Source organism: Acidicapsa borealis, from assembly GCF_059115245.1.
The window spans coordinates 5,830,668-5,843,655 of the sequence record NZ_JCACNY010000001.1; the positions used below are offsets into that span (position 1 = coordinate 5,830,668).

General features: G+C 60.9%; 12 protein-coding genes. 7 read left to right on the forward strand and 5 right to left on the reverse strand.

Annotated elements, in window-relative coordinates; genetic code table 11:
• Positions 1-405: 405 nt before the first annotated feature.
• Positions 406-1,848 (reverse strand): aldehyde dehydrogenase family protein, encoded by a 1,443-nt coding sequence (locus tag AC5S27_RS23770; RefSeq protein WP_493937044.1) that lies wholly within the window; start codon positions 1,846-1,848, stop codon positions 406-408.
• Positions 1,849-2,188: 340 nt separating this feature from the next.
• Between AC5S27_RS23770 and AC5S27_RS23775 the strand changes: the two genes are divergently transcribed.
• Positions 2,189-4,252: a tetratricopeptide repeat protein gene (locus AC5S27_RS23775; protein ID WP_493937045.1), complete on the forward strand. Its 2,064-nt coding sequence runs from the start codon at positions 2,189-2,191 to the stop codon at positions 4,250-4,252.
• A gap of 144 nt (positions 4,253-4,396) precedes the next feature.
• On the forward strand, positions 4,397-5,458 hold the full coding sequence (locus AC5S27_RS23780; protein WP_493937046.1) for an ROK family protein: 1,062 nt from the start codon (positions 4,397-4,399) through the stop codon (positions 5,456-5,458).
• Between the two features lie 237 nt (positions 5,459-5,695).
• Here AC5S27_RS23780 and AC5S27_RS23785 read toward each other — a convergent pair whose 3' ends face one another.
• Positions 5,696-6,217 carry a hypothetical protein gene (locus AC5S27_RS23785; protein WP_493937047.1) on the reverse strand — a complete coding sequence of 174 codons (522 nt, stop codon included), beginning with the start codon at positions 6,215-6,217 and terminating at the stop codon, positions 5,696-5,698.
• Positions 6,218-6,373: 156 nt separating this feature from the next.
• Here AC5S27_RS23785 and AC5S27_RS23790 point away from each other — a divergent pair, with 156 nt between their 5' ends.
• On the forward strand, positions 6,374-7,117 hold the full coding sequence (locus AC5S27_RS23790; RefSeq protein WP_493937048.1) for a hypothetical protein: 744 nt from the start codon (positions 6,374-6,376) through the stop codon (positions 7,115-7,117).
• A 111-nt stretch (positions 7,118-7,228) separates the two neighbouring features.
• Here AC5S27_RS23790 and accD read toward each other — a convergent pair whose 3' ends face one another.
• Positions 7,229-8,128, reverse strand: coding sequence for an acetyl-CoA carboxylase, carboxyltransferase subunit beta (gene accD / locus AC5S27_RS23795; protein ID WP_493937049.1), 900 nt, complete (start codon positions 8,126-8,128; stop codon positions 7,229-7,231).
• Between the two features lie 109 nt (positions 8,129-8,237).
• Here accD and AC5S27_RS23800 point away from each other — a divergent pair, with 109 nt between their 5' ends.
• Together AC5S27_RS23800 and AC5S27_RS23805 are read left to right on the forward strand one after the other, a co-directional pair.
• Complete coding sequence (locus tag AC5S27_RS23800) at positions 8,238-8,825, forward strand: TetR/AcrR family transcriptional regulator (RefSeq protein ID WP_493937050.1); 588 nt, start codon at positions 8,238-8,240, stop codon at positions 8,823-8,825.
• Between the two features lie 115 nt (positions 8,826-8,940).
• A complete protein-coding gene (locus AC5S27_RS23805; RefSeq protein ID WP_493937051.1) occupies positions 8,941-9,429 on the forward strand; it encodes a ferritin-like domain-containing protein in 489 nt (162 codons plus the stop codon).
• Positions 9,430-9,553: 124 nt separating this feature from the next.
• Here the strand turns inward: AC5S27_RS23805 and AC5S27_RS23810 are convergent, their stop codons facing one another.
• Positions 9,554-9,922 (reverse strand): hypothetical protein, encoded by a 369-nt coding sequence (locus tag AC5S27_RS23810; protein WP_493937052.1) that lies wholly within the window; start codon positions 9,920-9,922, stop codon positions 9,554-9,556.
• A gap of 15 nt (positions 9,923-9,937) precedes the next feature.
• The gene (locus tag AC5S27_RS23815) at positions 9,938-10,996 is read right to left on the reverse strand and encodes a hypothetical protein (RefSeq protein WP_493937053.1); all 1,059 of its coding nucleotides are present in this window, start codon (positions 10,994-10,996) and stop codon (positions 9,938-9,940) included.
• Positions 10,997-11,448: 452 nt separating this feature from the next.
• Here AC5S27_RS23815 and AC5S27_RS23820 point away from each other — a divergent pair, with 452 nt between their 5' ends.
• Both AC5S27_RS23820 and AC5S27_RS23825 read left to right on the forward strand, forming a co-directional pair.
• Complete coding sequence (locus AC5S27_RS23820) at positions 11,449-12,480, forward strand: T6SS phospholipase effector Tle1-like catalytic domain-containing protein (RefSeq protein WP_493937054.1); 1,032 nt, start codon at positions 11,449-11,451, stop codon at positions 12,478-12,480.
• Positions 12,481-12,690: 210 nt separating this feature from the next.
• Complete coding sequence (locus AC5S27_RS23825; protein ID WP_493937055.1) at positions 12,691-12,978, forward strand: PQ-loop domain-containing transporter; 288 nt, start codon at positions 12,691-12,693, stop codon at positions 12,976-12,978.
• Positions 12,979-12,988 lie beyond the last annotated feature (10 nt).

The window sequence follows — 12,988 nt, forward strand, 5'->3', positions numbered from 1 at the left end:
GTGGACACCCCGAAAAATCAATATAGCAGTGAAACGCGGCGAAGCACACCAAACCGTGAGACGTTGCCCTAAAAATCTTGCAGAATTGAAGTCCCATAACCGCATGAAAACAAATCAACTTGCAATTTCGGGAAATTTCATCAAACCCAATTTTCGCTCCCTCAAACGCAATCCCAAAGGGTGGGAGATATGCGACCAATTCAGTCGCAAAACCCGCAAATCCAGCACACTCGCAACGTTCGATTCCGCCAGCGCAAATTTGGGTGCAACGCAATTCCAGAGCTTCCCCGCAGGCATGACTCATTTCGTGCGCAGCATGCAAGCTGTTATCTGTTCTCTGTTCTCTGGTCTCTGGTCCCTGTTCTCTGTTCTCTGGTCCCTGTTCTCTGTTCTCTGTTCCCTGCTTCACATCCCCGTCATCACCAGCATCCGCGGCTCCGTCATCTCCTCGATCGCCCAGCGAACCCCCTCGCGCCCCAGCCCCGAATCCTTGATCCCGCCATACGGCATCGTGTCCATCCGCCAGGTCGGAGTATCCCCCACAATCACCGCGCCCACCTCAAGCTCCCGGTAAGCCGTCATGATCCGCCCCGCGTCCCGCGTGTAAAGCCCTGTCTGCAGCCCATACCGCGAATGATTCACCATCGCCAGCGCATCCTCAAAGTCGTCATAGGGCTCAATCGTCACCACCGGCCCAAAAATCTCCTCGTCGTGCACCTTCATCCCCGGCTTGGTCCCGGTCAGAATCGTCGGCTCCACCAGCGACCCGGTCCGGCCCCCACCCTCCACCAGCTTCGCCCCGGCCTTCAGCGCCTCAGCCACCCAATTGAAAACCCGCTCCGCATCCGCCGGGCGAATCACCGGCCCGCATTCCACCGCCTCGTCCACCGGATTTCCGCGCCCCATCTTCTGCGCCCGGTCCACCACCTTCCAGATGAAGGTCTGAAATATCGACCGCTCCACGTAGACACGCTGCACAGAAATGCAGCTCTGCCCCGCATACCCGAACGCCCCCACAGCGCACCGCCCGGCCACCGTGTCCAGATCCTTCCAATCCGAATGCACAATCATTGCCGCATTCCCGCCCAGCTCCAGCGCCACCCGCTTCTTGCCCGACTTGGTCTTCAAATGCCAACCCACTGCCGCCGACCCGGTAAAACTCACCATCTTCAGCCGGTCTTCCTTCTCCGCCAGCCACGCCGTGTCCTCATTCGAGAGCGGCAGCACCGCCAGCGCCTCATCCGGCCACCCGGCCTTCAGCACCACTTCACCCAGCGCCAGCGCAGTAAAAGGCGTCTGCGGCGCAGGCTTCAGCACAAGAGGGCATCCAGCAGCAATCGCCGGAGCCAGCTTATGCGCCACCAGCATCAGCGGAAAATTAAACGGCGTAATCGCCAAAATCGGTCCAACAGGGAAGCGCTGCACCAAACCCCAGCGCCCCTCATTCCCCTCCGTGAGATCCAGCGGAATCGATTCCCCACCCAGCCGCACAGCCTCCTCAGCCGCAGTCTTGAAGGTGAGAATCGCCCGCTCCACCTCCACCCGCGCCAGCCGGACAGGCTTGCCGGCTTCCGCGACAATGAGCTGCGCAAACCGCTCCTTCTGCTCGATCAGCGCAGCAGCAATATCCTCCAGAATCTCCTTGCGCTTCCACCGCGGCAGCGCTCGCGCCCGCCGCAGAGAAGCCACAGCATGCGTCACCGCCTCCCGCGCATCCTTCCGCGTCGCAACGGTGACCTTCCCCACCAGCCCCTGGTCCCAGGGCGACCGAACCTCCATCGCCTCCCCATCCGTCCATTCCTTACCGCACAAAAGAAATCCCGTCTGTGTCCCAGGCCGCATCTTCATCGCAACAAGCTCCTTGAATCGAAAAGCAGGTATCGCTTCATCCTACCGAACCCTGTCAAACTCGACGGCCACCCAGCGCCAAAGGCGCGCTCTATACCAGCCCAGGGCATCGCCCTGGGTCAGGAGCAGAAGAGAATGCAGAGGGCTGAAAGCCCGACCCATCCCCCTTCACAAGCGGGCGACCCGTCCTTTTCCGCGCTTTCGGTGGAAAGGAGCAGAACGACAAATCTCCCAAATCAGCACCCGCTAAACCCCCAAGCCCACCCACGGAAACCCAACACAATAAATCCCTACCCTCAGCCCAATTCCCGCCCAAAACCACCTACCCTCAACCCAAACCATGCCGCAACCCCTCGAAACCGCCCGCCACCACCACGCCCAGGGCCACCTCCTCCAAGCCGCCGAATCCTACCGCCGAGTCATCCAGCAGGACCCCCAGAACCAGAACGCCCTGCTGGGCCTGAGCCTCATCGCCCGCCAATCCAACCAGCTCCAACCCGCCCTCACCATGGCCAAAGCCGCCCTGGCCGCCAACCAGCATTCCGCCCTGGCCTGGGCCAACTGCGGCGACACCCTGCTGGCGCTGAACGAGCCGACCCTCGCCAAATCCGCCTTCCAGCAAGCCCTAACCCTCGACTCAACCATCCCGGCGGCACACTTCGGCCTCGGCCACCTCGCCGCACTCAGCGAAGATTTCGCATCCGCCCAATCCCACTTTGAGCAAGCCATCCACCACGCCCCCAACTCCTCCGAATCCCACTTCGCCCTAGGCTTCGTGCGCGCCAAACTGGGCCAGCACAGCGAAGCCATCCAAAGCTACCGCCACGCCCTCCGGCTCAACCCGCAGCTGGCCTCAGCCTGGCTCAACCTCGGCGTAGCCCTCATCGCCGACGGCCAACCCCAGCTCGCCAGCCACGCCTACCTGCAAGCCCTCTTCACTGGCCAACACAATCCAGAAACGCGAATCTCAGCCCACCTCAACCTCGGCCACCTCGCCCGCTCCCGCCGCCACTTCCAGCAAGCGCAGGACCACTACCAGACCGCCGGATCCATCGCCGCCCATGCCACCCACCGCGACGCAGAAATTCATCTCGCCTTCACCAGCCTCCACCTCGACCAGAATCAGATCCCGCAAGCCTGGCAATCCCTCCGCCAGGCCGAGCGCTCCGAGCCCAAAGACCCGGAAGTCCTTAACACCAGGGGAATCCTCCTGCTAGCGGAACAATCACAAACGCGGGAGTCCCAACCCTTCGGGGCAGTCTCCGAAAGGGTGGGTACGGCCGGTCTCGTCGACGAAGCAATCGAAGCCTTCACCGAAGCCGAAGCTGCAGGCCACAAAACCGCCCCCAGCAACCGCGGCAACGCCCTCCTCCGCCAGGGCCGCATCAAGGAAGCTCTAACCGCCCACGAAACAGCGGTGCGGCTCAACCCGAACCACCCCGGCGCCCGCTACAACCTCGCCCTGACCCAGCTCCGCGCCGGCAACTTCCGCGAAGGCTGGCCCAACTACGAAATCCGGTGGCAGTTCCGCGAAGTCCACCCCCAACCTCGCCGCTTCCTCCAACCCCGCTGGCAAGGCCAACCCCTCCCCACCAGCAGCACGCTCCTCATCTACAGTGAACAAGGCCTCGGCGACACCCTCCAGTTCCTCCGCTACTTGCCCCTCGTCCGAAATCGCACTCCAACCACCCCAATCCTCCTCGAAGTCCAACCCAGACTCGTCCGCCTGCTCACACCAAACACCACCGCCCATATCCATCCCCACGGCCAGCCTCTGCCCTCATTCACTCACCACATTCCTCTCCTGAGCCTCCCAGCCCTCTTTGAAACCACGCTGGAGACCATCCCCACCAACCTCCCCTACATCCACCCCGACCCGGCCTTGACCCAGCTCCGTACCCAGGAACTGGCCCACCTGACCGGACCCAAAATCGGCATCAACTGGGCCGGCAACCCCAACTACCGCGCCGACCACGAACGCTCCACCACTCTCCAGACCCTCATCCCCCTCCTCGAACTCCAGCAGTTTCACTGGATCTCCCTCCAGAACGGCCCAGCCTCCCGGCAAATCCAGCAACTTCCACCCCACCTCATCCTCGACAACCTGAGCGAACAAGATCACGACCTCGCCGGCACCGCCGCCCTCATCGCCAACCTAGACCTCGTCATCACCACCGACACGGCCATCGCCCACCTCGCCGGAGCCATGAACAAACCCCTCTGGCTCCTCCTGCCCTGGCAATCCGACTGGCGCTGGATGCAGAACATCCCCACCACCCCCTGGTACCCTCAGGCCCGCCTCTTCCGCCAATCCAGCGCCCAAGACTGGCCAGAACTCATCCACCGCGTAGCCAGAGAACTCGAACATTGGCTCGAAAACCGTCTTCCACCCGCACAAGTCTGATCCCTGTCCTTTTTTAAACTGTTCTCTGTCAGCTGTAGGCTGTTCCCTGATCCCTGTTCCCTATTCCCTAATCCCTGACCACTAGCCACTAGCCACTAACCACTCGCCCCATGTGATACAACGGGAATCGCAACGGAGCCCGAAGTGTCGAACCCAGCCAGTAACCCAGAAACGCTGTACGCCCTCACCTATGACGTAGGCGGGAGCCACATCTCCGCCGCCCTCTGCGCCCAGCACACCTACGCGCTCCACGGCATCACCCGCGCCCCGCTGCCCTCGCACGACCCTGGCGAGCCAGAAGCCCATCCCGGCCATTTCTCCGCCGCCAGCTTCTGCCGCCTCATCCACACTCTCGGTGAAGCCGCCGCCAAAGCCGCCAACGTCCCTATGTCCCAGGTAGCGGGCGCCGACATCGCCATGCCCGGCCCCTTTGACTACGCCAACGGCATCAGCCTCATCCAGCACAAGCTGCAGTCCCTCTACAAATTCGACCTGAAGCACGCCCTCGCCGCGCGCTTCCACTGGCAGCCCGAGCAGCTCAAGTTCGTCAACGACGCAGCAGCCTTCACCCTCGGGGAAGCCGGTGCAGGCGCAGCCAAAGGCTACTCCCGCGCCCTCGGCATCACTCTCGGCACCGGCATAGGAGCCTCCTTCGCCGTCGACCAGAAAATCGCCGACAGCGGCCCCGGCAACCCCGAACACGTCCCCGAAGGCGGCGAACTCTGGAACCAGCCTTACAACGGCTCCACCGTCGAAGAGTTCGTCTCCACTCGCTATCTCCGCCACCACTACCAGGAGCTCACCGGCCTCGAAGCCGAAGTCTCCCAGGTAGCCGCCATCGCCCAGTGCGAGGACACTAAGCCCTGCCCCGAGCTCGAAACCCTGGTCTCCAGCCAGAACAAGCCCCACTCCTTCGAATCCACCGAAGGCGGCGCAACCCAGCGCCCACGCGGCCTCAACGCTACCCCCGCCAAAGCCCGCAAGGCATTCGAAGACTTCGGCCACCACCTCGGCCTCGCCCTCAACCAGCACGCCGCAGCCTTCCGCCCCGACATCATCGTCCTCGGCGGAGGCATCGCCCGGGCCCACGCCCTCTTTCTCTCCGCCACAAAGAAGGCGCTCACCTTCGAAACCAGGATCGCCATCTCCACCCTCATGGACGAAGCCCCGCTGGCAGGCGCAGCCGTCCACTTCTTCAGCAACTAACAAAGCGGAAACCCTATCCCCACTCAGCTTTTGTTTTTTGTTGTCATTCCCGAAGGGAATCTGCTGTTCCTCTGTATTCAACGCACCAATGCGGGTACACCACCTTCAACTCGCTTTTGCGTTCAAGGTGGGATAAACATATCTATCGCCCCTTATAGTTTCGGCTTTTTATAGATCGTTCCGCACAAAACAAAAGCGGCCGGACCGAAGCCCGACCGCCCCATAACTCAACCCAACTTACTTCCCAAAAGCAACATACTTCCGCCCGGCATACAGCCGGAACCCGCCAGCAGCCGCCGTCACCTTCAACGGCATAGGCCGCTTCAGCTCAGCATCCGTATGCGAATCGACAGTAAACAGCTCATGCGCGCCCACATCCAGCACATTGAACTTATCCCCGCCAATAAACCCAACTCCATAAATCCCCGCCGGCAAATCATGCCCCTCAATCTTGATCGCCACCTCCGTAATGAAGTAAGCCTGGTACTTCTGCTGTACGTCGGACGAGTAACCGCTCGTATCCACCAGGCAGGCCAGGATAAACATCCCGTCGCTAAACTTCACCCCACCCGAGTTACGCAGCTGCGTCGTCGCCGACTGCCCGCGAAAAAACACCGAAGCCGGCAGCAGTTTGGTCGCCTCAGGCGCTGATAACACTGTCCCATCGCCCGTCTGCGCCTGCGCGCCCATCGTCAAACCCATCACTCCAGCAGCCGCCAGCGAAACCGCCAGCACGATCTTTCCAAATCCCTTCAACATCCACGTCCTCCGGTAAAAATCACAAACCTATCGCCACCGAAGTATATCCCACCGCCACCCCGCCAAAGATGTGCCGAAGTTCACCGCAAATTCCCCTCGCCTCACTCGCTAAATCCCATTACCCTGTCAACAACCCAGCACGGCCGGAGATCCCTCATGCTCACCCGACCCCTCTTAGCCCTCATCGCAGCAGCCGTCCTGCAAGCGACGCCCGCCCAAATTCCGAAGGTCCAGCCCCCACCCCCGCCCGCCATCTCCCCAGAAGCCCAGGCCGCCGACTCAGCAGCCGTCCGCGCCAAAGTCACCGCCCTCCGGGACACCTTCGTCGCCCGCATCTACTCCACCGGCCTTACCTGCCCCAATTCTCCGCCCAAGATCGTCATGGACGACGTACCCTCCTTCGGCAGCTACGACAACGAAGACAACACCCTCCGCACCGCCGACTGGTACGCGCTCCAGCCCGAAGAGCGCGAAGTCTTCTTCCGCCTCGCCGGCCCAAACTCGGACGAAAAAGCCGCCCGCGACTTCTTTGAGGTCGCCGCCCACAAATGGATCTTCATTCATGAGCTGGGCCACTGGTGGCAGCACTGCCAGAAGCAGATGGACGGCCCGCCGCCCTACTCCGTCGAGTACGGAGCCAACCGCATCGCCGCCGCCTACTGGCGCGAAACCGATCCCGCGCTCGCCCAGAAAATGGCCGACCTCTTCACCGGCATCTATGAGCACTCCCCAAGCCCTGTCCCAGCCGGCCAATCCCTCGAACCCTACTTCAACACCCACTACCAGGAACTAGGCCCCACCCCCGCCTACCGCTGGTACCAGTCCCAGATGAACGCAGCAGTCTTCGCAGAAAAGCCCGCTCTAACTTTCAACGAAGCCCTCGCCAAACCCCTCAAGTAACTCGCCAGAAAAGGGAAGGGCTCAAATCCCCAAAAGAGATGTGAGCCCCAGCCAAAATCCCGCTGACTTGCTGACTTGCGAATGCGCCGAAGGCGCGCTAACTCGCTAGGATCAGGCCCCCAGAAAATCCAGCGCCCTGACCAGATACGCCTTCAAATCCGCCCGCGCCACCACAGCATCCAGAAATCCATGCTCCAGCAAAAACTCCGACCGCTGGAATCCCTCCGGCAGCTTCTGCCGAATCGTCTGCTCAATCACCCGCGGCCCGGCAAACCCGATCAGCGCCCCCGGCTCAGCGACGTTCAAGTCTCCCAGCATCGCGAAACTCGCCGTAATCCCACCCGTAGTCGGATCCGTCAGTACACAAATGTAGGGAATCTTCGCCTCATCCAGCTGCGCCAGCCCGGTTGCAATCTTCGCCAGCTGCATCAGGCTCACCACGCCTTCCATCATGCGCGCGCCACCCGAAGCAGAAATAATAATCAGCGGATGCCGCGTCTTCAGCGAACGATCAATTGCACGCGCAATCGTCTCGCCTACCACCGCGCCCATGCTGCCGCCAATGAACGTGTATTCCATTGCGCTCAGCACCACTTCGTGATGACCCAGCTTGCCCAGCGCGGTGATGATCGCGTCGTTCAGGCCGGTACTCTTCTGCGCCGCCGCCAGGCGCGACTTGTAGCTCTTGATGTCGGTGAAGTTCAGCGGATCGGTCGACTGCAAATTCCCGTCCACCAGCTTGAACCCGGGCTCCAGCAGCAGCTCAATCCGCCGCAGCGCGCCCATCTTGAAATGCTTCCCGCACTTCGGGCAAACGTTCAGGTTCGCCTCCAGCTCCGCCTTGAACAGCGGCTGCCGGCAACCCTCGCACTTGATCCAAAGCCCCTCGGTCCGAACCCGTGGCGCCTCGCCATCATCCGTCACCGGCGCATAGGTGGACTCAAATCCGGAACCGAACTCCGAAGAGTCCTCGGCATTCACACTCGTATCTGTTCGCTTGAACCAGGACATAACACCTCATTGTAAATCCCCGTAACCGATCCCCATAAACCTCAATCATCCCCGTCCACCTCCGCGATTTATGCCTCGGTAATCAAGTTTGGGTATAAACTTCTGAGCCATGAGCGAAATCCCTGCCCAATCCCGCATCCTTGCGGCCGCTCTCGCCATTCTCGAAGTCGACGGAGCCCCGGCCGTCACCCTCCGCCGCGTCACCGAAGCCACCGGCCTCACCTCCCGCGCCATCCATGAGCATTTCCCCAACCTCCAGGCCATCCTGGAAGCAGTAGTCAACGAACAATTCGCCGTCCTCTACGCCGACATGAGCCGCCGCACCAGCCGAGGCACACCCCGCGCCCGCCTCACCGGCATCGTCGAAGCCTACCTCCAGTACGCCTTCGACCACCCACGCCTCTTCGACTACCTCTTCATCGAACCCCGCCCCGGAGCCCGCCGCTATCCCCAGGACTTCAAAGCCCGCGCCTCCATCAACTTCAACCCCCTCACAGACCTCATCGCCAGCCGCATGGCCACCGGCTGCCTCCACCAGGACGACCCCGCAGAAGTTGCCCTGGAGGTCTGGGCGCTCACCCACGGATATCTGGCGCTCTTCCGCGCCGGCCGGTTCAGCCTCACCCAGCCGCAGTTCCGCACCCTCATCCGCCGCGCCGTCCAGCGCCTCCTCATCGGTCTTCAGACCCCCGGCTAAACCTTCCGCCTGAGCAAAATAGACCTACCAAAATATCCATTCCGTCACCAGAACGCTGCCGCCCTGCATCCAAGCCTTTGAACGTTAGAACAACAAGAGAAAGCAGGACCGATCCATGGCACAGGAACAAAATAAAAGCACCAACGACTCCACGCAGCCAAAAGTTCAGGAACTCATCGACGCTCTCAACGGCGACCTCTCCCGCGAATACCAGGCCATCATCGCCTACACCGTCTACTCCACCGTCATCACCGGCGCCAAGTACATGGCCATCGCCGAAGAGCTGAAGAAGCACGCCCACGAAGAGCTCGCCCATGCCCTCATCATCGCCGACCAGATCGACTACCTCGGCGGCCAGCCTACCGCCACGGCCAGGGAAGTGAAGCTTTCCGACAAGGCCGAAGACATGCTCCAGTTCGACCTCGACAACGAGACCGAAACCATCGCCAACTACCGCCAGCGAGTCAAGCAGGCTGAAGCCATCGGCCACTATGCCCTCGCCGACCAGCTCCGCAAAATCATCGCCCAGGAGCAGGAGCACCAGCACGACCTCGCCACAGCCCTCGGCATCGATGTTCCCCACGTCTGGGAGCAAGGCGCCTAGCCAACAAGGTTCAGCATCGCAGACAACAAGGGCTGGAGCCATCAGGCTCCAGCCCTCTTTCATTTGCTTTTCTCGTTGTCATTCCCGAAGGGAATCTGCTGTTGCCTTTACCGCAACAGCAAATTCAAAGCACAGGCACCATCGAAAGCACCTTATCAATTCCGCTAAGAATCCCCGCATAGACACTGATATTCGAAGCCACCTTGGCAATCTCCGCCTTCAGAGCATCGATCCCCTTATTCGCAACCCCAATCTGCGTCAACACCGCCGCAAACACCGCCGTGTCCGCATCGAGGATCGCCTTGTCATTGAGATTGATCACATCCGCCACCGCCTGCTGCGAAGTGTTCAGCTTCTCCAGCAGAGCAGTATCCGCAGTCGCCTCAATAGCGCTCTCATACTGGTCATACAGCTCTTTATAAGCCGCCAGCACATCCGGCTTCAGCGGAATATCCGGATTCACCGGCACCTGAATAAACGTAGTCGTACTCATTCCATTCCTCCCGTGCTACTTCGATGGCAGCGAAGAATAAAACTTGCCCAGCACCGCGCCCGCCGAAGACAAATCCGCAACCTTCGCCTTCAGCCCCTCAGGATTGTTCCCCTGCGCATCCGCCGCCAGCGCATGATGCGTCATCTTCAGCTTGAACAATCCAGCCTTCAGATCCTCCAGCTGCTCATCGGAAGCCTGATGCCTGCGCACAACGTCCGGCAGCTTCATGATCATCGCCCGCCGCTCGCCCGCATCCATCGACTTATTCTCGCGCAGAAACAGCGTCTGCTGATTGATCATGAAGTTGAAGTCGATCAGCTCCTCGCTCTTCAGCGCATCCACGTCCTTCGACATCGCGTCGCACATCTTCTCGATCTGCGGATCCAGCTTCACAACGATCCCCGGCAGCTCTTTCTTCACCTTGCGCGCGCCCAGGTACTGCCCCAGCGCATTCACCGCCGCGGCAATCCCGTTCTGCTCACCGGAAGAAATCGCATTCGTCGGCGTCGTCGTAGTAATCGTCTGTGACTGCCCATCGACCGTCTGCACAATCGTGGAAGAGTCCGACCCCGGCGGCAGAAACAGATTCCCCAGCCCCGCAATCCCATCCCCCAGCGACTTCGAAGCCTCATCCAGCTCCTTCGATTCCGTCCCGTTCGTCAGCGCCGCCACGTTCTTCACATACAACTGCAGCGACTTCAACATCGCCAGCCGCACATCGATCTGCTTCTCCGAAAGCAGCGGCTTGATGTTACGCGGGTTATAGACCTTATCCGTCTTGTCGAACTCCACCGCCGCGTCATAGTTCACCCGCAGATCGTGGATCGCATTCGCATCCGTGTAAGCCTTCTCCGCCGCATCCACCACAGGCGCCGTCGCCGCCGAGAGCGCAGCCCCATGCTGCTTCATCCCACCCATGCACCCGCTCATCAGCAGGCACATACCCAGCGTCGAAACAAGCATTCCACGGCGGCCGCTCAAACTCTCGCCGCCCCACACAGTGCGATATGTCATCGTGCTTCGCATGGCGGCATAGGAAATCACCCCGCCCTGCTTGTCAAGAAACTTCTTCATCAGCCTCACTCGTACCTTTCCGCCAAGCCGCAACACGCAAAATTGCAAGCTGCCTAAGCCTCGTTTCGAAAAACCAATAGCAATCCAACGGATAACTACCCTTGCAATCAGCTGAAGTTATCGCAAAACCCGATGACGAGGGCCATCTCAGGGTGGCCCCCAGCATCCTTTTGTGACACCCATCCCACAATCGTCATCCCCAGCCAGCCCACACATAAGAGAAACTCCAGCCATACAACAGCATCCCGCCAACACCAGCCAGCCGTCCGCTGTTCTCTGTTCTCTGACCCCTATTCCCTGTTCCCTGTTCCCTGTTCTCTGTTCTCTGTTCACTGTTCACTGTTCACTAACCACTAACCACTAACCACTAACCACTAACCACTAAACGCCGTAACATTCCCCCCACCCCAACCACTGTGATACAACAGACCCGCGCGCCGAAGGAGCGAACCATGCCCAAGCGAATCGTCTACTGTGCCGACGGCACGTGGCAGGATCCCCGCAACAACAGCAACGTCTACCGCCTCTACAAAGCCCTCACCGTCTCCAGCGACCAGGTCACTTTCTACGACGACGGCATCGGCTCAGAAGCCACCGGCATCCAGCGCATCCTGCAGGGCGCCTTCGGCCAGAGCATCAACCAGAAGATCCTCGACGCCTACACCAAGATCGCCCACGTCTACCTCCCCGGCGACGAAATCTACCTCTTCGGCTTCAGCCGCGGAGCCTACACCGCCCGCTCCCTCGGCGGCATGATCGCCAACTGCGGCCTGCCCAGCGGCACCTTCACCGACGACTGCGTCACCCAAACCTTCCAGGCCTATCGCGATCCCATCAACCGCGCCACGCTCCTCGCCAACCTCGCCAGTTGCGGCCTCTCCGACGCCGTCATCCGCATGATCGGCGTCTGGGACACCGTTGGCTCCCTCGGCATCCCCGCCATCTTCGGCGCAGTCGATCAAAAGAACTTCGGCTTCCTCGACACCAGGCTCCACCCAGACGTCAAAAACGCCTACCAGTGCCTCGCCATCGACGAAGTCCGCCCCCAGTTTCCCGCAACGCTCTGGGAAGGCGATCCCGCTCCCGGCCAGACCATCGAGCAGGTCTGGTTCTCCGGCTGCCACTGCGACATCGGCGGAGGCTCAGCAGCAGCAGGCGGCGTCGACGACTCCACCAAGCTCAGCGACATCAGCCTCGCCTACATGGCCCAGAAAGCCCAGGCCAACGGCCTCACCTTCGACCCCGAAGCCTACGCTCAATTCGCGGCCCTGCCCGCCAAATATGCCCTCGACGCCATCCACGAATCCTGGGCCCCCCAGGACGGCCCCCAGAACTGGCGCAAGGTCCCCCCAGGCACCAAGATCTCCAACAGCGTAGCCCTCCGCGTCCAGTACGCCCTCACCTACACCCCCACCAACCTCACCATCGCCAACAACGCCCTCGACGACAGCTACACCCTGCTCGACCTGGTCACCGAAGACTAAACCTGAGCCAAACCACTACTCCCCACTCCCTGATCCCCGATCCCTGTCCCCTGTTCCCTACGGCGCGAACGCCGCACCATCTCCGCCGCCACCAGCAGCGCAGACTGTTCTCTGACCACTAACCACTAACCACTAATCCCTGTCCCCTATTCCCTATTCCCTCCAACACGCTATCCTTGCCAAAAGCCACACCGGCCGGATACCGCAAACATGAAAGATTTCATCGCCATCCTCTTCGGCTTCGGCCTCTTCGGCAACGCAGCCCTCTTCGTCCCGCAGGCCATCGCCCTCTATCGCAAAAAATCCGCCGAAGGCAGCTCTCTGATCACCTTCGCCGGCTTCAACATCCTGCAAATCATCGCCATCATCCACGGCGTCTACCGCAACGATCTCGCCCTGATCCTAGGCATGATCGCCAGCCTCATCACCTGTGGCTCCGTCACCACCCTGACCCTCTACTACCGCGCCAAAAACAAACCCTCCACCCCCTCCGCATAACTCCTGATCG